The 24,837-nt window shown below is 74.3% G+C and carries 15 protein-coding genes; 11 read left to right on the top strand and 4 right to left on the bottom strand.

The window, feature by feature from the left end:
• Nucleotides 1–116 precede the first annotated feature (116 nt).
• Nucleotides 117–1,307: a CapA family protein gene (locus ABZ842_RS19975; RefSeq protein ID WP_361538171.1), complete on the bottom strand. Its 1,191-nt coding sequence runs from the start codon at nucleotides 1,305–1,307 to the stop codon at nucleotides 117–119.
• Between the two features lie 135 nt (nucleotides 1,308–1,442).
• On the opposite strand from ABZ842_RS19975, the gene ABZ842_RS19980 reads away from it, so the two are divergent.
• The gene (locus ABZ842_RS19980; protein ID WP_361538173.1) at nucleotides 1,443–2,741 is read left to right on the top strand and encodes a phosphoribosyltransferase family protein; all 1,299 of its coding nucleotides are present in this window, start codon (nucleotides 1,443–1,445) and stop codon (nucleotides 2,739–2,741) included.
• A gap of 18 nt (nucleotides 2,742–2,759) precedes the next feature.
• Here ABZ842_RS19980 and ABZ842_RS19985 read toward each other — a convergent pair whose 3' ends face one another.
• Both ABZ842_RS19985 and ABZ842_RS19990 read right to left on the bottom strand, forming a co-directional pair.
• Nucleotides 2,760–3,959 carry an amidohydrolase gene (locus ABZ842_RS19985; protein WP_361538175.1) on the bottom strand — a complete coding sequence of 400 codons (1,200 nt, stop codon included), beginning with the start codon at nucleotides 3,957–3,959 and terminating at the stop codon, nucleotides 2,760–2,762.
• 205 nt (nucleotides 3,960–4,164) lie between these two features.
• Nucleotides 4,165–7,431, bottom strand: a complete 3,267-nt coding sequence (locus ABZ842_RS19990; RefSeq protein WP_361538177.1) for a cytochrome P450 — start codon at nucleotides 7,429–7,431, stop codon at nucleotides 4,165–4,167.
• 146 nt (nucleotides 7,432–7,577) lie between these two features.
• On the opposite strand from ABZ842_RS19990, the gene ABZ842_RS19995 reads away from it, so the two are divergent.
• From ABZ842_RS19995 to ABZ842_RS20040, 10 genes are all read left to right on the top strand, one after another.
• Nucleotides 7,578–8,201, top strand: a complete 624-nt coding sequence (locus tag ABZ842_RS19995; RefSeq protein ID WP_361538179.1) for a TetR/AcrR family transcriptional regulator — start codon at nucleotides 7,578–7,580, stop codon at nucleotides 8,199–8,201.
• 73 nt (nucleotides 8,202–8,274) lie between these two features.
• Nucleotides 8,275–8,748, top strand: a complete 474-nt coding sequence (locus tag ABZ842_RS20000; RefSeq protein ID WP_361538304.1) for an Rrf2 family transcriptional regulator — start codon at nucleotides 8,275–8,277, stop codon at nucleotides 8,746–8,748.
• 155 nt (nucleotides 8,749–8,903) lie between these two features.
• Entirely contained in the window at nucleotides 8,904–10,100 is a 1,197-nt protein-coding gene (locus tag ABZ842_RS20005) for an MFS transporter (protein ID WP_361538181.1), read from the top strand.
• Between the two features lie 331 nt (nucleotides 10,101–10,431).
• Nucleotides 10,432–11,034 carry a hypothetical protein gene (locus ABZ842_RS20010; RefSeq protein WP_361538183.1) on the top strand — a complete coding sequence of 201 codons (603 nt, stop codon included), beginning with the start codon at nucleotides 10,432–10,434 and terminating at the stop codon, nucleotides 11,032–11,034.
• Nucleotide 11,035: 1 nt separating this feature from the next.
• Nucleotides 11,036–11,194 (top strand): hypothetical protein, encoded by a 159-nt coding sequence (locus ABZ842_RS20015; protein WP_361538185.1) that lies wholly within the window; start codon nucleotides 11,036–11,038, stop codon nucleotides 11,192–11,194.
• A gap of 56 nt (nucleotides 11,195–11,250) precedes the next feature.
• Entirely contained in the window at nucleotides 11,251–11,997 is a 747-nt protein-coding gene (locus ABZ842_RS20020) for a hypothetical protein (RefSeq protein ID WP_361538187.1), read from the top strand.
• 26 nt (nucleotides 11,998–12,023) lie between these two features.
• Entirely contained in the window at nucleotides 12,024–14,060 is a 2,037-nt protein-coding gene (locus ABZ842_RS20025; protein WP_361538189.1) for a hypothetical protein, read from the top strand.
• Nucleotides 14,061–14,154: 94 nt separating this feature from the next.
• Nucleotides 14,155–15,000: a phytanoyl-CoA dioxygenase family protein gene (locus ABZ842_RS20030; RefSeq protein ID WP_361538191.1), complete on the top strand. Its 846-nt coding sequence runs from the start codon at nucleotides 14,155–14,157 to the stop codon at nucleotides 14,998–15,000.
• Nucleotides 15,001–15,024: 24 nt separating this feature from the next.
• The gene (locus ABZ842_RS20035; protein ID WP_361538193.1) at nucleotides 15,025–22,899 is read left to right on the top strand and encodes an RHS repeat-associated core domain-containing protein; all 7,875 of its coding nucleotides are present in this window, start codon (nucleotides 15,025–15,027) and stop codon (nucleotides 22,897–22,899) included.
• Between the two features lie 100 nt (nucleotides 22,900–22,999).
• Nucleotides 23,000–23,854 (top strand): SMP-30/gluconolactonase/LRE family protein, encoded by an 855-nt coding sequence (locus tag ABZ842_RS20040; protein WP_361538195.1) that lies wholly within the window; start codon nucleotides 23,000–23,002, stop codon nucleotides 23,852–23,854.
• 59 nt (nucleotides 23,855–23,913) lie between these two features.
• Here ABZ842_RS20040 and ABZ842_RS20045 read toward each other — a convergent pair whose 3' ends face one another.
• A complete protein-coding gene (locus ABZ842_RS20045; protein ID WP_361538197.1) occupies nucleotides 23,914–24,765 on the bottom strand; it encodes a fumarylacetoacetate hydrolase family protein in 852 nt (283 codons plus the stop codon).
• Nucleotides 24,766–24,837: the final 72 nt, after the last annotated feature.

The raw sequence follows: 24,837 nt of genomic DNA on the forward strand, positions 1-24,837 counted from the left end.
ATCTCCTGACGGCCGGTCCGGGTGATGCTCGGACGCCCCGGGGCAGGGGCGCACCGCTGCGCACCAGTATCGACGGGGCGCCCGTATCGCGCAGCCCTGATGCGACCCCCAACGGCTCACGCGCCATCGCGCCCGCCCTCCCCGCGCGCCGCTGAGCCGCCCCGTCCGCGCCCCCGTCCAGGCCGTGCGCCGGCGCGGTGGGGGCGGCCGATCAGCGTGCCGTCCCGCTCCCGCACCACCTGCACCCCGAAGCGCCCGCTGACCCGGGCCACAGTGCGCTGGAGCCAGGCGGCGTCCTCGTCCGGCGCGTGCTCCAACCGCAGCCGGCGGGCGCGCAACGCCACCATGCGGACCTCGTGGAACGCGCCGTCGGCGGCGAGCGAGACGAGGTACAGCAGCCGCAGGTCGTCCCGGTACTCCTCGTGACCGGAAATGCCCTCGTAGTCGTTGACCAGGTCGCCGCACCCGTAGAGGACGAGCGCGCCGCGGTACGCCTCCAGGGGTCTGGGGTGGTGCGAGGAGTGCCCGTGCACGACGCTGGCGCCGGCGTCGACGAGGGCGTGCGCGAAGCGCTGCTCGGCGCCCGTGACGCCGTACCCCCAGTTCCCGCCCCAGTGGACCGAGACGACCGCGAGGTCCCCCGGCCGCTTCGCCGCCCGCAGCGCGGCGGCGGGCCCGGCCGGATCCAGCGATTCGTCGACGCGGGCCACCCCGGACCGGTGCACCCCGGCGGCCCAGTCACCGGGCACGCCGCTGGACGCCGTGCCGCACGCGAACACCAGCAGCCGGCGCCCACCTGGCAGGGGGACGACCGCGGGCGCCCACGCCTCCGCCGCGTCACGCCCCGCGCCCGCCCGGCGCACGCCGGCGCTGGCGAGCGAGTCGAGCGCTTCGAGGGTGTCGACCAGCCCCTGCCGCCCGAAGTCGAGGACGTGGTTGTTCGCCAGCACGCACACGTCGGGGCGCACCGCGGCCAGCGCCGGCAGATTGGCCGGGTGCATCCGGTAGTGGATGCCCTTACCGACGGCGCGCTCCCCGCCCCGCGTCACGGAGGTCTCCAGATTGAGGATGCGCACGTCGGGCGCCGCGGCGTCCAGGACGCCCAGCGCCACCCCCCACGGCCAGTCGAACGGCGCCGGGCGGGGCACCGGGCCGTACGCGGCCTCCGCCAGCCGCACGTAGGTGCGCGCGTCGCTGACGTACGCCTCCGCGAGCGCGGGGTCACCGGGGTGCGGCAGGACCTGGTCGACACCGCGCCCCAGCATGACGTCACCGCACAGGAACACGGTGACGCGGTCACCGCTCACGACTCCCAGGATAAGAGCCGCCCCGCGCCCCCGACGGGCGCGTGACGGGCGCGGCCTGGCCATCGACCGCGCAGGTGGGCGACAATTGATCACATCGGCCCCCGGCTCGACGGCAGCACGAGGGGAGCGGTGGACATGACGTACGAGAACAGGGACGCCGCCGGACGGCGACTGGCGACCCGGCTCGAACACCTCAAGGGACGGGACGTGGTCGTCCTCGGACTGCCCCGCGGCGGAGTTCCGGTCGCGGCCCGGGTCGCCGAAGCCCTCGACGCTCCCCTGGACGTGTGCCTGGTGCGCAAGCTCGGCGTGCCGTTCCAGCCCGAGCTGGGCATGGGCGCGGTCGGCGAGGAGGGCGTACGCGTCGTGAACGACCGGGTGGTGCGGATGTCCGGGGTGCGCGACGACGAACTGGCTCGCGTCGAGTCCGAGGAGCGCGCCCTGCTCGCCGAGCGGGCCCGGCGCTACCGGGGCGAGCGGACGCCCGAGCCGCTGAAGGGCCGTACGGTCGTCGTGGTCGACGACGGAGTGGCCACCGGCTCGACCGCCCGGGCCGCGTGCCGCATCGCCCGGGCGCGCGGGGCCGCCCGCGTCGTGCTCGCCGTGCCGGTCGCACCACCTGGCTGGACCGAGCTGCTCGCGGCCGAGGCCGACGAGCTGATCTGCCCCGACACACCGGCCGGCTTCAGCGCCGTGGGCCAGTTCTACCGGGACTTCGCGCAGACGCAGGACGACGAGGTCGTGGCGATCCTCAACGCCGCCCGCCGAACCCCGACGCACGGGCCCGCCCCGACGGATCGAGCGACGGACCGAGAGGTACGGATCCCCGCCGGCCCCGCGGAGCACCTGGCCGGACACCTCACGGTGCCCAGCGGCGCGCGCGGCGTCGTGCTCTTCGCCCACGGCAGCGGCAGCAGCAGGCACAGCCCCCGCAACCGGCACGTGGCCGACGGGCTGAACGACCGGGGCCTCGGGACCCTGCTGTTCGACCTGCTCACCGAGGCGGAGGCGGCCGACCGCGGCAACGTCTTCGACACCGAGTTGCTGGCCGACCGCCTCACCGGCGCCACCGACTGGCTCCGTGCCCGGCCCGAGGCCCGCGGGCTGCGCCTCGGCTACTTCGGCGCGAGCACGGGCGCCGCCGCCGCGCTGTGGGCCGCGGCGGACCCGGAGAACGACTGCGCGGCCGTGGTGTCCCGCGGCGGGCGCCCCGACCTCGCCGACGAACGCCTGCCCGCGGTGACCGCCCCCACCCTGCTGGTGGTCGGCGGCGCGGACCTGCTGGTCCTCGACCTCAACCGGCGGGCACGGCGGCGCCTCGGCGGCGAGAGCGAGCTGCTGGTGGTCCCCGGCGCCGGGCACCTCTTCGAGGAGCCGGGGGCCCTGGACGCGGTCACCGCCGCCGCGGCCGGCTGGTTCGCGGACCGCTTCTGACGGCCCCGTACGGCACGGTCACACCAACCGCCCGTCGCGGGCGACGACCCGGCCGCCGCGCACCACGGCGCTCGGCACCGGACGGTCCACGACCGCCTCGGGCAGCGACGGGGCCGCCACCAGGACGAAGTCGGCCGGGTCGCCGACGGCGAGCCGGGAGGCGGGGAGTCCCAGCAGCGCGGCGCCGCCCTGTGCCACCACCTCGTAGCAGGCGGTCAGTTCGGCGTCGGTGCGTGCGTCGGTGCGGTACGCGAGCAGATGCGCGCGGTTGATCATGTTGCCGTCGCCGAAGGGGGACCAGGCGTCGCGCACGCCGTCGGAGCCGACCGCGACGAGGACCCCGTGGCGGGTGAGGGCGCCGGTGGGCAGGACCGGGTCAGCGCCCAGGGCGCAGGTCGTCAGGTGCACCCCCGCGTCGGCCAGCACGTCGGCCGTCCGCGCCAACGCGTCCCCGGCGAGTTCGGCGAGGCAGAACGCATGGCTCACGGTGACCCGTCCCGCGAGGCCCGCGGCCACGGTGCGCCGGGCGATCGCGGCGACCTGGCGCAGCCCGCTCTCACCTCCGTCGTGGAGGTGGACGTCGAGCGGGACGCCGCGGCGCACCGCGGTGTCGAAGAGCCAGTCCAACTGCCCGTCCATGTCGCCGTCCACCCCGATCGGGTCGAGGCCGCCCAGGACGTCGGCGCCCTCCGCGAGGGACCGTTCGAGGAGTTCGACGGTGCCGGGCGCGCTGAGCAGGCCGAGTTGGGGGAAGGCGACGATCTGGACGTCGAGGAGGTCGCGGCGGGCGTCGGCGGCTTCCCGCACCCCGTGCACCCCGGACAGTCCGTACACCGGGGCGACGTCGACGTGGGCGCGCATGGCGCGCGTGCCGTGGGCGACGGCGTTGTCCATCAGTGCGCCGGCGCGTTCGGCGACGGGGGCGGCGATGCGCGAACGGGTGCGCACGTCGCCGTCGATGAGGTCCTTGAGCGAGTGCGCGGGCTCCCGGCTCAGCCAGGGCCCGCCCCAGGTCGTCTTGTCCGGGTGGATGTGCGCGTCCACCGGCGACGGCAGCGCGAGCGCGCCGTCCGCCGCCACGGTCAGGCACCCGGCGGGCAGGTCGACGGGGTCGTGCGCGGCGATCCGGCCGTCGGTGACCAGCAGGTCCCGAAGGCGTCCGCCGTCGGTGCGCACGGAGGTGAACAACACGGGCGGCAAGGGGGTCTCCGGGGCCATGGCCGCATACTCCTCGGGGTGTCGGTGTCGTCGCCCCGCGGGTGTGCGGGGCGCGGTGACAAGGCGCCCGCGCCGGGGTCGGGCCGGCGCGGGTGCCGTGCACGGACCCCGACCGGTCTTCGCAGGTCCCGCCGGTGGCCCCGGTGATCATCTCAGCACGGGGGACACCGGGCGGGACCGGGCGCGGGCCCGACCGCCGTGGCGTTCAGCCGGCCCAGACGTCCTCCACGTACCGCTCGTCGGCCATCAGGCCCGTCAGCCACGCCGCGGCGGCCTCCCGGTCGGCTCCGGTGTGCCGGGCGTGGATGGTGCGCAGGGCGTCGCGGACCGCGGGGGCCATCGCCCGGCCGTCGCCGCAGACCCGTACGTGGGCGCCGGCCGCCAGCAGCCCCCACACCTCGGCGGACTCGCGCAGCAGCCGGTGCTGGACGAACCGGGCGTCGTCCTCGGGCGCCCGCGAGTACGTCGGGCGCAGGCTCACCGCGCCCGCGTCCTGCGCGGCCTCGAACTCGGCCCGGTGCAGGAAGTCGACGTCCGGGTGGTCACAGCCGACGTAGGCGAGCAGCGGGGCACGGTCCGGCGCCGGTGCGGCGACCCGGTCGGCCACCATGCCGCGGAAGGGCGCGAGGCCGGTGCCGGCGGCGACGAGGACCACGGGGAGGGTCGGGTCGGCGGGCAGCCGGAAGGCGTCCCGGCAGGGGGAGACCCGGCCGTACACGGTCTCGCCCGGCACCAGGCCCGCCATGTACTGGGCGCCGGCGCCCAGGAACGTGCCGTCGCCGTCGCGGTGCGGCACCGGATGCGCGGCCACCATCAACTCGGCCCGGTCCGGCCGAGTCGCGGGGGAGGACGAGATCGAGTAGTAGCGCGGGTTCATCGGCGGGCACAGGTCGAGCAGCGCGGACAGGTCGGGCCGGCAGGAGGCGTGCTGCTCCAGCAGGTCGGGCACGGTCGCCCGGCCCGGTGCGAAGGAGTGGAGGGCGGCCCGCTCCGGGGGGCACGGCGCGTGCGCGGCGAGCGCGGTCGCCTGCCGGGCCGTCGCGGGTTTGCCGAGGTCGACGAAGTGCGTGAGCAGGGTCCGTACGGTCAGCGGCCGGCCCGTCGGCAGCGGGCCCCCGGCACCGCCCGCCGCCGTCAGCACGACGGCCCGGTCCGGGTCGAGGCCCAGCAGCGCCACCGTACGGTCCACCAGCGCGGCCGGGTTCGTCGGGCGCACCAGCAGATGGTCACCGGTGCGGTACTCGACGCCCTGCGGCAGCGCCAGGCTCAGCCAGCGCTTGGAGCGGCCCAGCGGGTGGGCGAGGTCGACCAACTCGTCGGTGGCGGCGACCGCGAGGGGCACCAGCCCCGCCGACTCGGGCACCGCGTCCGCGCAGGAGCCAGGCGCGTCGTCGACGACGTCGACCGCGTACCGGGAAGGAGCGGGGGCCGCGTCGCCGGCCCCGTCGGCGGGTATGCCGTAGCGCTCCAACAGCGCCGGCCACACCCGGGCGCTCCACCGCGCCACCTCGGCCGCCACGTCCATGGACACGTCGACCTCGGCGCGCTCGACGAGTGCCGTCGCCCCGGCGTCCGTCAGCTTCGCGTCGATGAGGGCGGGGACCCGCTGGTACGTCGCCGCCCAGTTGCGGTCCCCGACGCCCAGCACCGCGTACGGCAGGCCGGCGGGCACCTGCGGGCCCTGATCGAGCCACGCCACGAAGCGCCCGGCGTCGTCGGTGGGCCGACCGTTGTACGACGAGGCGACGATCAGCACCGGCTGCTCGGCATCGAGCGCCCCGACGGCGTCGTCGAGGGGTGCGACGCGGGTGGTGAAGCCGTACCGGGCGCCTTCGTCGGCCAGGCCGGCGGCGAGGCCGCGGGAGGTGCCGAGGTTGGAGCCGTGGAGCACGGTGAGGGTGGTGCCGGGGGCGCGCAGCCCCAGGGTGTCGGGGACCGCGGGGGCCCGTTCCCGAGCGGGGGCGACGGCGATGGGCGTCGCTGCGTGCCGGCGCTCCTCGGGGCCGCGCAGCACCGGGGTGAGGGTGAGTCCGTCCGGCTTGAGGGTCAGGGTCTCCTTGACCTTCAGCCGGTAGTCGCCGTGGTCGAGCAGCCGGTAGCGGTGGACGATCAGCCCGAGCAGGAGGGTCGCCTCGTGCAGCGCGAACTGTCGGCCGATGCAGGAGCGTTCGCCGTTGCCGAAGGGCTTGAAGAGGTGGCCGGGCCGGGCCTCGACGCGCTCGGGCGCGAACCGGGCGGGGTCGAACAGCTCGGGGTTGTCGCCCCAGCCCGCGTCGCGGTGGAGCATCGGCGTGAGCACGGTGACCGGCTGTCCCCTGCGCACCGGATAGCGCCCGCCGATGACGGTGTCCGCCAGGGGCTCCACCGCGAACGCGGGGGCGGTCGGCCACAGCCGCAGGCTCTCGTTGAGGACCTGGCGCAGGTACTTCAGCCGGCCCACGTCCTCGTACGACGGATCGGGGTCCGGGTCCGCTCCCCACAGCGCGTCGGTCTCGGCCTGGGCCGCGGCGAGCACCGCCGGGTTCTTGAGCAGGTAGTAGAGCGCGAAGGAGAGCGCGCCGCTGGTCGTCTCATGGCCGGCGATCATGAAGGTGAGCATCTGGTACCGGATGTTGGTGTCGTCCAGGCGCTCACCGGTGTCCTTGTCCCGGGCGTGCAGCATCAGGCCGAGCAGGTCACTCCCGGCGTCGCCCCCGGGGCCGTTCCCGGCGTTGGACGAGGCGTCGGACGAGGTGTCGGACGAGGTGTCCGGCGCTGCGTCGCGCGCTGCGTCGGCACGTCGTGCGCGCACGATCTCGTCGGCGAGCCGGTTCATGGTGCGGACGTCGGCGCGCTGGCGCTGCTCGGCCCCCGCGTAAAGGAAGTCGAGCCCCGGGACGAACCCCGTCTTGCGTTGGGCGTGGGCGAGCGCACGCACCATCGCGGCGACGAACGGGTGCTCCTCGGTGCGCTCGAAGCATCTGAAGTCGTAGCCGAAGCCGCACAGGCCGATGGTGTCCAAGGTCAGCCGGGTCATGTCGGCGCTGACGTCGACGGGGGAGCCCGCGCCGGCGTCCCAGGCAGACAGGAGCCGGCGGGCCACCGCCACCATCGTCGGGTGGTACGCCTTCAGCGCGTTGAAGGCGAACGCCGGCAGCAGGACGTTGTGCGCCTTGCGCCAGTTGGGCTCGTCGCCGAAGGCGGTGAACAGGCCGTCCCCGGCGAACTCGCGGACGGTGGCCAGCGGCGCCGCGGACTTGCGGAACCGGGACTCGTCGCAGACCTCGGCGACCAGGTCGGCGCCCGAGACGATCAGGTTGTCCTCGTCGAAGAAGCGCAAGTTGAAGATGGGCCCCAGGGCCTGGGCCTCACGCATCGCGTACTGCGTGAAGGCGTCGGTCGGCACCCGCAGCGCGTGCCCCACCAGCGGGAGCGGGGTGCGCTGGGGGACGACGCCGGTCCGGGATCCGTGTCGCAGTGCTGTCGGGTTCATCGACCTGCCCCTCAAAGTGATCTCCGTACGAGTGCTCGGCCGTTCCACCATACGCATGACTTTGTCGCATGACAAAGTCGATCGACATGGCCATGCGACATGGGCGAGTGACGTGAATGGATGACTGGGTCGTTATAGTGGCTCGTATGGCTCATGTAAGCGCCGCGGAGCGCCGTCCCCAGCTCATCGCCGCGGCCATCGAACTCATGGCGCGCGAAGGGGTCGCCGCCGGCAGCACCCGGGCGATCGCCGCGGAGTTGGGCGTCGCCCAGGCGACCGTGCACTACACCTTCGGCACCAAGGCCGATCTGTACCGCGCCGTCCTGGAGACGCTCACCGCCGACCTGGTGGCGCACGTGCGCCGGGCGGTCGCGAACGCGCCCGACCTGGAGAGCGCGCTGCGGTCCTGCGTCGACGCCGTGTGGGCCGACCTCGGTGACAGTCTCGAACTGAACATCCTCTGGCTGGAGTTGGTGGCCTTCTCGCTGCGCACCCCCGAGCTGCGCGAGGTCGTCGACCGGTACCACCGCGACACCGCCGACATTGCGACGGCCGCCCTCGTCGAGATCGCGGAGCGCACCGGTCGCAGCTACGCCTGCCCGCCGCGGGAGCTGTCCCGCTTCCTGCTCGCCGGCATCGACGGCGTGTGCGTCCAGCGCGTCATCGGCGGCGAGGACCCGCCGTGGGAGGACATCAGGCGCGCCCTGGACCAACTCATCGTCGCGACCTGCGCCCTGGCCGAAGGGGCCGGGACGGCCGCACGCGCCTGACCTCGGTCTCCCCGCACCACTGCAGGGGGGGCGGTGCCCTTGAATCGGGATGTGTAGTATCCCGATTGTGCTGATGGGTGAAGGCGTCGAGTGGGGGCTGCACTGCTGCCTGGCCCTGGCGTGGCTCGAAGACCGGGTGCCGGTGTCGGCGGCGCGGCTGGCCGAGTTCTTCGACCTGCCGCCGGCGTATCTGAAGAAGCAACTCCAGCCGTTGGTGCGGGCGGGGATCCTCTCCTCGACACCCGGCGCCCGCGGGGGGTACGCACTGGCCCGCCCGCCGGAGCGGATCACGTTGATGGACGTGGTGTCCGCGGTCGAGGGGCGGGAGGAGGCGTTCCGCTGCACCGAGATCCGGCAGCAGGGGGCCGGCGCCGAGGCCGCACCGTCGGAGTTCGGGCAGCCCTGCGGGGTGTCCCGGGCGATGCGCAGGGCCGAACTCGCCTGGCGGCGCGAGCTGTCCGCGCAGACCGTCGCCGATCTGCTGGCGGTCAGCCCCCCGGCGGCCCCGGCCCGGCTGCGCCGCTTCCACCAGCGGCTCTCCGGCTGATCCGTAGCGTCCGCGCACCACCCCCGCGCGCCCGCCCGTTCCCGTACGTCCGTCCTTGCGCCCCGTGCGCACCCTGCGTGCGCCCTGCGCCCAGCACGAGACGCGATCCGTTGCGCCCGGCCGGTCGGCCGGGCTTTCTTGGAAGGTAATTCGGGATGTTGAATGTCTCGATAAAGTCGAGGAGTTCCGGCGGTCTGGCGCGAACGCTGGTGCTGGCGCTCGGCACGTTCGCCGTGGGCACCGACGCGTTCGTCCTGGCCGGGTTCCTCCCGGACATGGCCGCCTCCTTGGACGTGTCGACGGCCGCCGCGGGCCAGGCGGTCACCGTCTTCGCCGTCGCCTACGCCGTGGCCTCACCGGTGGTCGCCACGCTCACCGCCCGGGCGCCGCGCCGAGCGCTGCTGGTGACCGCGCTCGTGGTGCTGGGCCTGGCGAACGCGGCCTCGGCGCTCGCCCCGAACCTCCCGGTGCTCCTGGTGACCAGGGTCCTGACCGCGGTCGCAGCCGCCGCCTACACCCCGACCGCCGGCGCGGTCGCCGCCCGACTGGTGCCGCAGCAACAGCGCGCCCGCGCCCTCGCCGTGGTCGTCGGAGGGCTGACGGCGGCCACCGCGCTCGGCGTCCCGCTCGGCGCCGCGACCAGCACCCTGCTGGGATGGCGGGCCGCACTCTGGCTGGTGGCGGCGCTCTGCCTGGTGACCGCCGCGGCCGTGGCCGCCCTCACCCCGCCGCTGCCCGGTGTCGCCCCCGTACCGCTGGCCGCACGGCTCGCGGCGCTGCGCCGCCCCGGCGTGTCCACGGTCCTTCCGCTGACCGTGCTCGGCATGGCCGCCGCGTACACCGGCTACGCCTTCGTCGAACCGGCGCTACGGGCCGTCGGCGTCACCGGCTCCGGCACCGCGTGGATGCTCACCGCGTACGGAGCGGGCGCCGTCGCCGGAAACCTCGCCGCCGGCGTCGCCGCCGACCGCGTCGGCCCCACGAAGGTGTTGACCACCGGCTACGCCGCGATGGCCGCGACCATGACCGCCTTCGCCCTGCTGACGGCCACCGACGCCCGCTCGCTCCCGGCGGTCGCCGTACTGGCCGCCGCGTGGGGCGCCGCCAGTTGGTGCCAGACCCCGCCCCAGCAACACCGCCTGATCGGCGCGGCCCCCGACCAGGCCCCGCTGCTCGTCGCCCTCAACTCCTCCGCGATCTACCTCGGCATCGGCGCCGGCACCCTCGTCGGCGGCCTGGCGCTCCCCACCGGAGCGGGCGCGATGTTCGCCGCGGCGGCGGTGCTGGCCCTGGCCGCACTGGCGTGGCTGACCGCTACTCGTGCGACGGCACCCGGCGGGGCGCCGCGCTGAGACGCGGAGACCAGCCGAACGCCGCCGTGGCCCGCCGCCCGCTGAACTCGGGCCCTTTCCAAGGCCACTTGGCGCGGCGTGCGCCCCGTCGGCCGCGGGCTTGGCTTCCGTGCGCCCCCTGGCGCCGGCCGTTGACACCTCGACGGGCGGCGCCAGCGAGAGCGGCGGCGTCGAGGCAGGTCAGCGCGGAGACCACCGCCCGAACCGGGCGCCGCGCAGTCTTTCCGCACGCCCTGGCACGACTCATATGACTTGCCGGGCGGGCATTTCGGATGGTGACCCCGCTCTGCCAGTGTGTGCCGCGTTCGCTCCGTACGGCGAAGGAGGAATCATGTCCGTCTCTGCCGCCCCCAGCCCACCGCGACCCGCACTCCTGGCGGCGATGCTGGATCATCTCGTCGTTCCCCCGGGGGAGTCGGCCCGCCTGACCACCGACCCCACCACGGTGTCGCTCGTCTCGCCCGAGATCCGGCACACCGACGACGTCGACGAGTTCCGCGCGTGGCTCTGCCCACCCGACGACCCCCTGGCCAGCGGCCGGGTGCCGTTCCCCCGCCACCTCCTGCCCACGCGCTCCTGGCAGCACGGCGCCTCGTTCCGCCACGAGGAGCTGACCGCCCGCGACCGCGAGGACCTGCGCCGGGCCGCCAACTGCTACCTCTTCGGCCCCCGTGCGCTCGTGGCCGAGTACCGCGCGGCGCTCACCCACTGCTACGCCCCGTTCGCCGCCGCCTTCTACCACGTACGGCGCCTGGAGATCTCGGCGGGAGCCCACCTGTCGGTGGACGGGCACCCGGCCGTCGTCCGGGCGGAGGAGTTGTCCATCCGCAGGACCGGCCAACTGCGGCCCCGCACCGCCTTCCGGCTGGACGTCGGGCACCTCCGGTGCGACCGGGACGGATCCACCGTCGGCACCAGCACGAAGGAGCAGTGACATGCCCAATCCGCCCGACGTGACCGTCACCAAGGACAACCCGCTGAACGTCACCGACGCCGAGCACGAGTTCGGCACCGTGACCGTGGAGCCGCAGGGACAGATCTTCGTCTACACCGAAGCCAAGGTCTCCATCACCTCCCTGGTGGTCAAGAGCTGAGGAGCAGCGCCAGTCCCGCTACCGGCGCCACGCGCCAGCAGGAGGAGAGGTTTCCCATGAACGACCAGATCGCCCAGGACCCCCCGCTCAACCGGGTGTTCAAGGAGGTCCCCGAGATCTCCGTGATCGGCGCCAACGGCGAGCAGGGGCAGGCCGGCGCCAAGGGGCAGAACGGTGCCGGCGGTTCGAACGGCAACAACGCGGACTGCAACTGGGCCACCGGCTGCAGCAAGGCCCAGGACGGCGGTGACGGCGCGAGCGCCACGTCCGGCGGCGACGGGGGCGACGCCAGGGACGGCGGCGACGCCTTCACGGGCACCATCACCGTCGGCACGCTGACCGGCACGTGCTACGTCTTCGGCTCGGGCGGCGCCGGTGGCCGCGGCGGTGACGGCGGCAACGGCGGGAACGGGGGCGACGGTGGAGAAGGCGGCGACGGCGACAAGTCCGGAGCCTACGAGACGTCCGGCGCCGACGGAGGCAACGGAGGCAACGGGGGCAACGGCGGGAAGGGAGGCAAGGGCGGCAACGGGGGCAACGGCAGCACCGTGACGGTCACGTACGGGACCCTGGCATCCGGCGCCCAGTTCCTCAGCCACACCACCCCGTCCAAGACCGGCGACGGCGGCTCGGGAGGCCAGGGGGGCTCCGCCGGCTCGGGCGGCAAGGGCGGCTCCGCCGGCGGCGGCTCGTCGGCCGGCGACGACGGCAGCAACGGCAACCCCGGGACGCCCGGTGCGTCCGGAACACCGGGGGCCACCCCGGGCAGCCCCAGCACGATCACCATCGTCCAGCAGTCCTGAACGTCCGGCCCCCACCCCCCCACGCCATGCGATCCGTACGCTCCTCACGCCTCCACCTGGCCGTCGAACGCCTCGTCGCGGCCGACGCCCCCGGCGCGGCGAACCGGGCCCTGCTCCAACGACTGCTGCCGCAGCTGCCCGGGGGCCTCGACGGGCGCTTCCCGTCCCGGTTGAACCGCGACGGCAGCCCGCTGCAACTGTCGCTGTCCACCGGGGCGGCAGGGGTGCGCTCGCGCATCATCGCCGACCCCTCCGCCGGAGTCGCCGACCTCGCCGCAGGATGGGCACTCGCCAGGTCCGCCCTGCGCCGCACCTTCGCCGCCCACGCGGGCCCCGAGCTCGCCGAGGCGGCCGGGCGGACCATGGACGCCGTCGTCCCGGCGCCGGGCTCCCACCCGGCGCACGGGGTCACACTGGCCGACTTCAGGGACGGCCTGGTGTGGATCGCGGCATCGCCCAGGTCCCCAGGCGCCGCCTGCTACGCGGACCTCGCCCCGTACGGCACGGTCGACCGCTTCGCCGTGGTCCGCGACTGGCTCACCCGGATCCTCCCCGCTCCCCGGGAGGCCCTCGCCCTGGTCGAACGGGTGGGGAGCGCCGCCGAGCCGGCCAGCGTGGGACTCGAAGGCACGTCACCGGCCGACGCCCGGGCGAAGATCTACTTCCGGCTCCGCTCTACCGACACGCCCCTGGCCGCGTTGGGAGTCCCGGCCTTCACCGCCGAGCCGATGACCGCCTTCCTCCGCGCCGTCCTGCGCGAGCACGGCGTTCCGCGGACCGGCCTCCTGCTCAACGTGGGCGTGAGCATCGCCGACGGGGCCCTCACCGACGTCAAGACCGACGTCTGCGCGCACTGCCTCCCGTACACCGGCGAACAGTGGTGCGCGGCGGCCGACGACCTGACGACCCGGTTCGGCCTGCCGGAACTGCCCCTGAGGCAGACCCTGCACCGCCACGACGTCGACCCCGCGTTCCTCGGACTCGGACTCGGCGTCCGGGGCGACGTGCGCGTCAACGCGTACCTCAAGGCCGACCCCGCCCGCGGCCGACTGACCCCCGCGCGCCGAACCGTCGCCGTCACGGACGCGGTGCACGCCCTGGCCGCCGCACAGCGGCCGGACGGCTCGTGGGTCGACTACGAACTGCCCGTCGGCAGATCGGACCAGTGGGTGACCGGATACGTGGGGCACGCGCTCGCCGAGGCCGCCGACCGGCCCACCACCGCGCCGGCGGCACGGGAAGTCGCCCGTGACGCGGCGCACCGGGCGGCGGACTGGCTGCTCGGCAACCGCACGTACCCCGCCGGCTGGGGGTACAACCGCACCACCGGGCCGGACGCGGACAGCACGTCCTTCGCCCTGGCCCTGCTGCGCGCCCTGGGACGCCCGATGCCCGCCGAGGACCGTGCACTGGTGCTCGCGCACTGGCAGGACTGCGGGGGCTGCGCCACCTTCCGCAGACCGGACGGCTGGGGCGCGGCGCATCCGGACGTCACCCCGCTCGCCTACCTCGCCCTGCCGGACGAGGCGCGGCGCGAGCGCCGCGGCGCCCTGCTGCGCTACCTCCGCGACAGCCGCGGCGCGGACGGCGGATGGCCGGCCTACTGGTGGAGTCAGGGGCCCTACGCCACCTACCGCGTCCTGCACCTGCTGACCGAACTCGACCGCGGCGAAAACGACTGCGGCGAACTCGACCGCGGCGAACTCGACCACGTCGACCTTCACTGCGCCGACGGACCAGGCCCGGGCGCGCGATCCCTCCCCGAACCGCCGCCGAACGCCCCGTTCGCACTCGCCTGCGCCCTGGGCGTCGAGCGGTTGCGCGGCGGTGCGCGGGTCGAACAATGGGAAGACGCCCTGCTCGGCCAGCAACGTCCGGACGGGCGGTGGGCCGGCATGCCCAGTCTCCGGGTCACCCGACCCGACCAGCGGACCGGCGGGCCGCAGGCGTTCGGCCGCAGCTACCGCGACGACGCCGGCCTGATCACCACGGCCACCGCGCTGAGCGCGCTCACCGAACCCGGCGCAGGCGCTGCACCCGGGCGCCCTCCCACGACCGCCTGAGCCGACACCTCCCGCCTCCGTCCGCCTCCGTCCGTCCCCACCGTCACCCCCCGCCCCACGACGTCATCGACACCCCAGCGACAGGGAAGAGCGCATGGCCCGACAAGTCATGGCCGACGCCGGCCTCGACGAGGAGTTCACCGACCGGGGGTACGTCCTGGTCGACCTCCTGTCCCCGCACGCCGCCGGGGAACTGCTGCGCCGCTGGCAGTGCGCCCACGCCGGGACGCACCGGGCGGGCATCAGCCCGACGATCACCAGCGGCGACGTCCAGGCCCGAGCAGCGGCGGACCGGGACGTCGCCGCGGTGCTCGACGGGCCCCTGCGCCGCCGGCTCGCCTCCTTCCGCCCGGTCCACCACGGGTTCGTGGCCAAGAGCCCCGCATCCCCGCACAGCGGCATGGAACTGCACCAGGACTTCAGCGTGGTCGACGAGCGCCACCTGCCCAGCGTCACCGTCTGGTGCCCCCTGGTGGACGTCACGGACGACAACGGCCCCCTCGGCGTGGTCCCCGGCAGCCACCGGCTCAACCCCCACCCCCGCCAGCCCGGCGTCTTCCCCTATCCGGCGCTGGCCCCGCTGATCCACGAGCGGTACGTGACGCACGTGCTGCCGCGGGCCGGCCAGGCGGTGCTGATGCACCCGGCCACCTTCCACACCTCCCCGCCCAACCTCGGCCCCAAGCCACGGGTGGTCGCCGCCGTGATGGCCGTTCCCGAGGAAGCCCCGCTGGTGTACTGCCACCCGGGGCCGACGGACGCGGAACTCGAACTGCACCACGTCGACGACGGCTTCTACCAACGGCACCGGCTCGGCCTGCGGCCGACGGACTCCCGCGAGGTCACCGTCGTGCCCCGTCAGGTGGCGCCGCTCAGCACGGCGGACCTCGACCGCGCGACCGCGGCGCACCCGATCCCCGAAACCCGCACCGCAAGGTGACGACGCCGACCCTGTGAGACGACCGTGGACAACCAGCCCCGAGCCCTCGGCCCGTCAACGGTCGACACGTCGGTGCCGGCGGCGCACGCCGCCCAGTTCGACCAGGCCGACGCGGGCCAGGCCGCGAACTACGTGAACCTGTTCAGAGGCACCGTCAACCACCCCCTGGACCTCGTGACCCTGCCCGGCCGCAACGGCTTGGACGTCACCCTGAGGGCCGTCTACGACAGCAACGTGCTGGAGCGGGCCCGACGCTGGAACGTGGACCACCCCACCGGGACGACCGGACTGGGCTGGACGCTGCCCGTGGACGCGATCGTCGCCGACGACCGGGGCAGCGCCATCCGCTCCAGCCACCGGTTCTTCCTCGTCTCCGCGGGCCGCGCCACCCGACTGGAACCGATCGCCGGCCCGGACCAGGCGGGCCGGCGCCACTACGCCACCCGACTGCACACCTTCTGGACCATCACCTACGACGAGACGCACGAGACCTGGGAGATCGTCCACGAGGACGGCACCACCTACCGGTACGGTGACGGCGACCCCCGATCCGGCGGAGTGCGCTGGGCGGTGGGTTGGGGCAGTTGGACGGGCCCCAGCGCGGTGTCGTCGGGGCAGCGGCGCTACGCCGTCGGCTGGAACCTCGTCGAGGTGCGCAACCTGACCGGCGACCGCATCTCCTACGCGTACGCCAACGTCGAACAGGAAGTCGGCGGCCGGAGCGGCGCCCTCGCGTACACCAAGGCCAGCTACCTCTCCACCGTCACCGACGTCTTCGGACGCACCGTCACCCTCCACTACGAGGACAAGGAGGTCGACGAGTACGGGGACCCGCACCGCGCGCTCAGCCAGGCGCGAGACGCGCTGGTGCCGAACGCCTTCCAGAGCCGGTACGAGACCCGGTACCTGGACCGCATCGACGCGAGGGACGGCGACGGCGCCGCCATGTTCACCGTCGAACTGGCCTACGAGGTGCAGCAGATGCCGCCCGCCGCGGCGACCACGGGCCGGCGGTTCGCGAAGCGGTTCCTCACCGCGGTCACCACCCGGACGCCCGACGGCAACGCGCCACCGGGCCACGTCTTCGCCTACCACGACGCGACCTCTGATGCGGCGCCGCTGCCGGGAGCCCTCCGCTCCGTGACCTACCCCGAGGGCGGTCGCGCCGACTACGCCTACGCCGAGCAGGACCTCCCGTCGAACGCCGGCGATCCCGACCTACCCCTGCGCAAGACCGTCCCCGGCCGCGCCAAAGGCACCCCGCGGGTGTGGTTCGGCCCGGACTACACCGTGGTCACCTGGCACGACCGGAAGTCCGGAACGGTCTCGGTCTCCGCCTACCGCTGGCTCGGCAGCTGGGCCGAGTACACCTCGCCGCCGCTGAAGGCCGGTGAGATCACCGGGGACGGCCCGAGGGTCGAGGCACAGGCCGAGTACTTCTGCGTCACCTGGACCGAGGCGCACCGGCAGACGACCCGCGCCTACCGGCCCGACCCCCGACGCTTCGGCCAGTGGACCGACCAGGACGTGAGCACCGAACTCACCGCGGCCGTCGTCGAGAGCCACGTCACCGCCGGCGACGACTTCCTGGTGTTCGCCAACCCGGCCCACCGCGGCAACCCGTTCTGGGGATGGCAGTGGCGCTGGCAGACCCGGACCTGGGAGAAGCTCCCCCAACTGCCGGACCTCCCCCTGGGGCACGACCCCCGGGTGGTGCTCACCGGCGGCCCCACCTTCTACGTCGCCGGGAGCTACGTCCCCCCGACCGGCGCGTCCGGCCCGGGCACCCTCCACCTGGCGCTGGCGCACCGCGACCCCGCCGGGACCACGGGGGAGTGGGCAGAGCCGAGCACCACGGCCCCGCAGCTCACCGTCATCGAGCCGGCGAAGCCCGACACACCGCTCCCGCTGACGCTCACCGCCGCGGCGACCGCGGTCGTGGTCACCCACCTCACCGGCTGGAACCAGTCCGCACTCACCGCCGACTACGCACTGTCCCCGCTGACCTGGGACGCACGCTTCTGGTTCGGCCCGAAGGCGAAGACCTTCTCCTACACGACACCGCTCGACAAGAGCGGCCAACCCGTCCTGCCGGTCTTCGACACCGTCGTGACCACCACGCTCATCGGCAACTGCGGCAACGTCATCCGCTACCAGGGCGGCGACCCGGGCCAGGCAGACGCGCACTGGTTGGAGCACCGGCGCACCGCCAAGGCCAGCGCCGACCTCAGATTCGCCTACGGTGAGGACTGCGCCGTCGTCCAGGACGCCAAGACCCGGCGGAACACCCTGATCGCCTTCGATCCCGCGGCGGCCACCGCCGGGTCCTTCACCGAACAGCCGCTTCCCGACAGCGCCGGCCCACCCTCGCTCCAGGGCCGCTACCTGTGCCTCGGCGGGGACCTGCGCACCGACACGGCCGGCCGGCGGTGGACGGACGCGGCCGGTCACCTCCCCGGCACGGCACACGACACCGTCCGCAACGCGGCACCCCAGTACGTGCTGACCCAGGACGGCCCCGACCTCCGGGTCGCCTTCCTCGCCGACGGGACCGTCGTGGGCGACGAGACGCTCTCCGGGGAGCGGACCACGGCCGGAGCGAACCCGGCGCCGGGACGGCTGCTCGCCGGCGCCCAGGGCTTCGCCACCTACCCGGCCGGCGACCCCTCGCTGGACGAAGCCAGCGCGATCCACCTGCACCAGGTCCTCGCGGACACCGCGACGAAACCGGTCCGCACCACCCTCGTGGTCTCCGTGGCCGTGCACGGCCACACCGGCGACCCCGCAAGCGCCCGCACCACCCACTTCCAGTACGACCTCGCAGCGGCCTCGTACGACCCCGTCCAGCGCCTGGTGCAGCACCGGCAGGTGACCACCACCGCCGGCAAGGGCTGCGGAAAGAGCGTCTCCTGGTTCTCGAACGGCGTCGCCAGCGACGTACCGGAGCAGTATCCGCCGGGCGCGCCGGTGAACTACACCGAGGTCCTCAACGGCCAACTCCTGCGCCTTCGGACCTACTCCGACGACGACGCGCTCGTCTCCTCCCGCACCTACGTCTACGACGTCCAGGAGAAGGCGACACAACAGGACGGCGGCGAGTACGCCTACGTCCCCGGGTCCTGGGTCCGCCTCAGCGAAGTCAGCGACCTGCGCGACGGCGTCACCCGCAGCACGGAGCACCACTACGCGTCCCACAGCGGGCTGCTGGTGCGTTCCGTCAGCCAGGACCACGACGCGGCGGGGACGGAGCAGACCCTCACCACCGAAACGACCTACGCCCACGAGGTCCCCGCCTACGCCGAGTGGACCCGCACGGCGCACGCCCTGTCGCAGCCCGCCCGGGTCACCAAGACCAGCAAGACCAGCGCCGTCGCGGTGACCTCCGTCGACCTCACCCTGTGGCACGAGTACCCGACCGCGGGCGGACCGCAGGCGTGGGCACCGGGTGCCACCTACTGCTGGCTCGGCACGGGCGACCCGGCGCACTTCCCCGACGCCGAGCCCGATCCGACCCAGTGGCTCACCGCGTCGCGGACCACCGCCCGAACGCCGGCCGGGCTGCTCCCCGCCGAAGTCCTCGACGCCGACGGCCGCCCCACCTCCGTGGTGTACGACCGCAGCGCGTGCTACCCGGTGGCGACGTTCCACGGCGCGAGCGCCGCCGCGGGTGAGGCGTGCTTCTACGGATTCGAGGCGTACGAGGTCAACCCCGGCTGGGGCACCCCGAACGGGGGTGCTGGCGGCCTCGTGCTCACCGACGACGACCCGTGCGCCGGACGGCGCTGCCTCACGCTGCCGGCCGGCACGGCGCCGACCGACGCCCCGCAGCTCACCCGCCGCCCGACGGACCAGAGCCGTACGTACCTGATCGCGGGCTCGGTGCGCAGCGCCGACGGCGGCACCGGTGTCCGCATCACCCTCACCGCGCCGGACGGCGGCGTCCGCGCGCAGTGGGACGGCCCGCTGCCGAACACCGCCGGCGCGTGGCGGCCGTTCAGCGTTCCCGTCGACCTGTCCCGCGGCGGGCCGGCGCAGGACTCGGTGGTCGACGTCCAACTCGTCAACACGGGCGGGCAGACCGCCCACCTGGACCTGCTGCGGTTCGCTCCGAAGGACTGCGCGTTCACGGCGTCGGTCTACGATCCGACCGGGGCGGTGCTCGCCACGGTGCGGGAGTCCGGAGCCGTACAGCGGCGGCTGTTGGACCGCTTCCGGCAGGTCCGCGCGGTCAGCTCCGCCGCCGGTGGCGTGCGGGATGCGACGGTCCTGCACGTCCCGCAGAAGGCCGGGGCCGAGGGCGAGGGGACGTACAACGCCAGCGTCAAGACCACGCCCGCGCAACAGGGCGGCTTCTGGGGGGAGTTCGTCGCCACCGATCTGACCCGCCACTGGGACGTGCCGGACGCGACGGCCTGGACGGTGGACCTCCCCACCCGGACCCTGCACCACCAAGGGGCCGGCACCGACACGATGCGCCTGCGGGCCGGCGCGTTCACCCCGGCCGCGGCGCGGGTCGAGGTGCTGCCGGCGGGCCGGCTCGCGGATCCCGTCACCCTCCTGCTGGGGCCGGTGGGCGTACGCTACGACCCCGCCGCCCAGGCCATGGAGCTGATCGACGCCACGGAGAACACGATCGAGAGCACCCCGCTGAAGGGGCTGGGCGCGGCCGACTGGATGCTGCTCGGCTCCGGAAACACGGTGCTGTTCTTCGTCGACGGTCGTCAGCTCTTCCAACGGGACATGGGCCGCTCCGTCTCCGGGGCGGTCGGCCTCAGCGCGCGGGGCCCGGTCGCCTTCCGGGGCTTCCTGGCCTTCGCCGAGCCCGAGTTGACCGTCACCTTCGCCGACGGAACCGGCCGAGCGGTACAGCACCACTCCTTCGCGAGGCCGGGCTGGACCGTCACCGCCACCCACTACGACGCCCTCGGCCGACCCGTCGTCCAGACCAAACCGGTACCCCGCGAAGCCGCCCCGGGTGCCTTCGGCTACTGGCCCGAACTGGTCGGCGCGATCGACCTCGACGGCACCGGCACGATCGGCGGTCGGGTGGCCCAGTACTACGGTCCACAAGGCGGCGGCCCGACCGACGACGCCGGATACCCCTTCCTGCGCACGGTGTACGGCGCCGACCCGGGAAGACGCGTGGTCGAGCGGGGGCTGCCCGGCAGGGAGCTGTCCGTGGACCCCAGGGTGCCCCGCGAGCGGCGGCGCACCACGCGCCACGACTACGGTGCTGCCGGGAAGTGCTTCCAACGCACCACCACCGATCCCGGCGGGCACTCCTGCACCGAGGTGTTCAACGGCCGCGGCCAACTCCTCAGCCGTCGCATCGGATCGACCGCGAACGCCACGAGCACCACGACCTTCCACTACACCCCGGCGGGCCGCCTCGCCCGGGTCGTGCTGCCCAACGCCGACGCGGTGTGCGACGAGGGCGACCCGCAGCACTGGAAGCTGACCTTCGAACACGACTTCCTGGGCCGGGTCGTCGCCCACACGACACCCGACCTCGGGGACCCCGGCCAGACAGCCGGCCCGGGCGCCGTCCGCACCCACTACGGCCCCTCCGGACGGGTGCGGCTGCGGCAGAACCCCGAACAGGCCGGCGCCGGGACGTTCGTCTACGTGCTCTACGACGGCCTCGGACGGATCACCGAACAGGGCCTCGCCGACCTGAAGGCCGACACCTGGGAACAGGCCGGTGCACGGGCGGCGGCGGACCCCCGGTGGCCGGCCTCCGCAGGCGCCGCGCAGTGGTGCCGCAGGTTCTCCTACGACGGCGACGGCTCCGACCCCGCGCTCCTGGCCAAGCTGACGGACGCGCGGGCGAAGGCCGCCGCCGACGACGCGGCACGGGTGCACGAGACGTTCCGGTACGACGAGGAGGGCCGCCTCGCCCAACAGTCGCTGACCGTCCCCGGCTACGACGCGGCGACCCGGACGGTCCAGTACGGCTACGACGGGCCGGGACGGGTGAGCAGCATCCGGCAGCAGGCGCCGGGCGCCCGGCACGACGCGTACTACAAGCGCAACGCGCTCGGCCAGGTCACCGCCATCGGCAGCACGGCCGGCGCCGGCGACTTCGGCGGATACGCCTACCACCCGGACGGGAGCGTCAGCGAGCGCACCGTCCCGACCGGCGCCGGACTGCGCCAGGCCTACGCGTACGACAGCGCCGGGCGGCTGACGGGGCTCACCGACGGGACCGTCTTCGACCAGACGCTCCAGCACGCGCCCGACGGCGCACCGACGCAGACGCAGGAGTACGAACACTGGTCCGGCCGGCACACCACCCGCACGCTCTCCTACGACGACGTGCGCCGGCTCGCGGCGGTCGCGGAGCAGGTGAACGACGGGCAATCCGGCGACGCTGCGGGCGAGCCCACCACCTTCCGGTACGACTACGACGCCAACGGCAACATCCGCCGCGTGCTCAAGGGCTCGGCCGCGAGCGACTACGCCTACGAGACCGGCTCCAACCGACTGGCCACGGTCGACGGCACGAGCCCCGAGGTCTTCCAGTACGACCGCAACGGCAACGTCACCGCCCCGGCGCCGGGAGCCCGGCTCAGCTACGACACCGTCACCGGCCTCCCCGACGGTGCACTTCACCAAGGCACCCGATTGACCTGGACGACGTCGGCCGGCGGAGCCCGGGTACTGCGCGAGTCCACCGAGAGCGGCACCACCGACCGGCGGCTGTACTGGTACGCGGCCGACGGCGCCCTCCTGGCCAGCAGCGAGACACGGCCCACGTTCTACGTCCACGGCCCCACGGGACCCGGCTGCATCTGCCCACCGGACGGCGGACCCCGGTTCCTGATCGCCGACCACCTGCGCTCCACCCGCGCGGTCCTGGCACCGGACGGCACGGTCGCCGCCGCCTTCCGCTACGGCACGTGGGGGGAGACGACCGTGGTGCGCACCGCCGGTGACGTGCCGGTCTTCCTCTACACCGGCCAGGAGTACGAGCCGCAGCTCGCGCTGTACGCCTTCCCGGAGCGGCTGTACGCGCCCGGGGTCGGCAGGTTCCTCGGCCCCGACCCGAACGGGCAGTTCGCCAGCCCCTACCTCTACGCGGCCAACAGCCCGCAGCTCTTCGTGGACCCGACCGGGGGCTTCGCCTGGCTCGTGGTGGCCCTGGCCGCCGCCATCGGGGCTGCCGTCGGGCTGATCGAAGGGGCGATCTCCTCCGCCGAGGCGTCGATGCCGACCGGTGCGGCGATCGGCCGGACGCTGCTGCTCGGGCTCCTCGGTGCGGTGTCGGGCGCCCTGATGGGCGGTGCGGGCGAACTCGTCGCCACCGCCACCTCCGCGGCCGTCTTCGAGAGCGGGCTCGCGGGCACCCTGGCCGGAGGCGCGCTGCGGATCGGGGCGGGCGTGGGCGGCGGCGCCGCCTTCGGAGCCGGGTCCGGGGCGGTCGGTGCGCTCATCGACGCACAGGACCCGGCGAGCGCCGCCGCCCAGGGCGCGTACGTCGGAGCGGTCTCGGGGCTCATCTACGGCGCCGTGGGGGAGTTCACGACCGGGGCGAGCAGGGCGTTGGGGCTCGGGCCCGAGCAGACGACCCGGGACGTCGAGGTCGAGGTCGCCGGCGGCATCACGCAGAGGCGGATCGACCCCGTCCTGTCGCGCCGCCAGGCGCTGGTGACGGTCGGCACCTCGACCGTGGCGGGTGTCGCGGTCCCCTTCGTCCAGCAGGAACTCACCGCGGACGCCCCCGGGCTGTGGCGTCGGATGCTCCTCGGCGGCTTGGGCGGCGCCCTGATGGGGATCGTCCCGAACGAGGTGGGGCTGCGCGGACAGCGGCTGCGGGACACCCGGCTGGAACTGACCACGAGGAGCCCCGTCGTGGAGCAGGAGCCCCAGGTGCGCGGGGTGGCGTGGACCCCGCTGTGAGGCGCGCCCGCACCCCGCCGGAGCGCCGGCACCCCTCGGTATGATCGCCGTACCGCAGCGAAGAAAAGGCCCTGGCGGGCCGGTGCGAAAGGGGTGCCCCGTGCGGGCCGAGCAGTGGAGCGGGGTCGTCACCCACCACGGGGAGGGTCCCGGCTGGGATCCGTACGCCGGACGGCTGCGGGTCGTCGACCAACTCGCCGGGGACCTCGTGACCTTCGCCGACGACGGCACCGTGGCCGAGCGACGGCACGTCGGGGACGTCCTCGCGGCCTGGCGCCCCCGCACCGCCGGTGGGCTCGTCGTGGCGGTGGAGCGCGGCTTCGCGACCCTGGAGTCGGACGGCACGGTCACGGGCGGCGCCGAGCTGTGGCGGGACACCACGGTGCGGATGAACGACGGCGCCTGCGGTCCCGACGGCGCGTTCTACTGCGGGAGCATGGCCTACGACGCCAGGCCCAAAGCGGCCGACGTCCACCGGCTCGCGCCCGACGGCACCACCTCCGTCGTGCACACCGGCGCCACCATCTCCAACGGGCTGGTCTGGGCGGCCGACGGCACCTTCGCCTACTACGTCGACACCGCCACCGGCTGCGTCGCCAAAGTCACCGTCGAGCCGTCGACGGGACGCTTCGACGACGTCCGGCCGTGGGTCACGATCGCGGCGCACGACGCCGCCCCCGACGGCATCGCGCTGGATGCCGAAGGGGGCGTGTGGGTCGCGCTCTGGGGCGGCTCGGCCGTCCACCGGTACACCGCGGACGGCGTCCTGGACGCCGTCGTCGAGGTGAACGCCCGTCAGGTCACCGCCTGCGCCTTCGGCGGCGCCGACGGGGCGACGCTGTACGTCACCACCTCCCGGCAGGGGCTCGCCGACGACCAGGACCCGGCGGCGGGCGCGGTGTTCACCGTGCGCCCCGGCGTCACCGGCCGTCCGCTGCTGCCCTACGCGGGCTGACTGACCGAGGGCTGAGGGATCGAGGGCTGAGGGATCGAGGGCTGACGGGCCCCGACGGCTCAGGCGTCGACGAGGCGGTTGCGGTGCCGCCCCAGACCCTCGATCTCCAACTCCATCACGTCGCCCGCCCGCAGATACGGGAACCGGCCGGAGAGCGCCACGCCCTGCGGGGTGCCCGTGTTCACCAGGTCACCCGGGTCCAGGGCCACGTACTGCGACAGATGGCGCACGATCTCGGCGACCGTGAAGATCATGTCCGCGGAGGTGGAGTCCTGGCGCGGCTCCCCGTTGACCCAGGACCGCAGCCGCAACTGCTGCGGGTCGCCGACCTCGTCCGCCGTGACCAGCCAGGGGCCGAGCGGATTGAACGTCGGCGAGATCTTGCCCTTGGACCACTGGCCGCCCGCGGCGCCGAGTTGCACCGCCCGCTCGGAGACGTCGTTGCTGAGGACGTAACCCGCGACGTACGCAAGGGGGTCCTCGTCCGCGGTCAGGCGGTGCGCCCGGCGCCCGATCACCACCCCCAACTCGACCTCCCAGTCCGTCTGCTCGAAGCCCGACGGGATCAACACGTCGTCCTCGGGCCCGGCCAGCGAGTTAGGCCCCTTGTAGAAGAGGATCGGCTCGGCCGGCGGCTCGGCGCCCGACTCGGCCGCGTGGGCCGCGTAGTTCTGGCCGATGCAGAGCACCGCGCCGGGGCGGGCGATCGGCGGTGCCACCCGCACCCCGGCCACCTCGATCGACGGCAGGGCACCGGTCCGGTGCGCCGCCGCCACCCGGGCCGGCCCGTCCGCGGCGAAGAACTCGGGGGTCAGGTCGTCGGTCAGGCCGGACAGGTCGTAGTGCCGTCCGTCCGCGTCGCGCAGGACGGGCCGCTCGCTGCCGGCCGCGCCGACACGCATCAGTCGCATGGGAGTTCCGTTCGTTCCACTCGTGGATGTGCAAAACAGGGGCGGGCGATCACCCGACGCGCCTCACGCGAC

This window comes from Streptomyces sp. NPDC047315 (genome assembly GCF_040643215.1).
Taxonomy (GTDB): domain Bacteria; phylum Actinomycetota; class Actinomycetes; order Streptomycetales; family Streptomycetaceae; genus Streptomyces.

Bases quoted from the DNA above. Each gene is read 5' to 3' on its own strand.
- ABZ842_RS20015 (WP_361538185.1), top strand. From the start codon at position 11,036: ATGCCCAATCCGCCCGACGTGACCGTCACCAAGGACAACCCGCTGAAC.
- ABZ842_RS19990 (WP_361538177.1), bottom strand. From the start codon at position 7,431: ATGAACCCGACAGCACTGCGACACGGATCCCGGACCGGCGTCGTCCCC.
- ABZ842_RS20025 (WP_361538189.1), top strand. From the start codon at position 12,024: ATGCGATCCGTACGCTCCTCACGCCTCCACCTGGCCGTCGAACGCCTC.
- ABZ842_RS20045 (WP_361538197.1), bottom strand. From the start codon at position 24,765: ATGCGACTGATGCGTGTCGGCGCGGCCGGCAGCGAGCGGCCCGTCCTG.
- ABZ842_RS20000 (WP_361538304.1), top strand. From the start codon at position 8,275: ATGGGTGAAGGCGTCGAGTGGGGGCTGCACTGCTGCCTGGCCCTGGCG.
- ABZ842_RS19995 (WP_361538179.1), top strand. From the start codon at position 7,578: ATGGCTCATGTAAGCGCCGCGGAGCGCCGTCCCCAGCTCATCGCCGCG.
- ABZ842_RS20030 (WP_361538191.1), top strand. From the start codon at position 14,155: ATGGCCCGACAAGTCATGGCCGACGCCGGCCTCGACGAGGAGTTCACC.
- ABZ842_RS19985 (WP_361538175.1), bottom strand. From the start codon at position 3,959: ATGGCCCCGGAGACCCCCTTGCCGCCCGTGTTGTTCACCTCCGTGCGC.
- ABZ842_RS20010 (WP_361538183.1), top strand. From the start codon at position 10,432: ATGTCCGTCTCTGCCGCCCCCAGCCCACCGCGACCCGCACTCCTGGCG.
- ABZ842_RS20020 (WP_361538187.1), top strand. From the start codon at position 11,251: ATGAACGACCAGATCGCCCAGGACCCCCCGCTCAACCGGGTGTTCAAG.
- ABZ842_RS19980 (WP_361538173.1), top strand. From the start codon at position 1,443: ATGACGTACGAGAACAGGGACGCCGCCGGACGGCGACTGGCGACCCGG.
- ABZ842_RS20005 (WP_361538181.1), top strand. From the start codon at position 8,904: ATGTTGAATGTCTCGATAAAGTCGAGGAGTTCCGGCGGTCTGGCGCGA.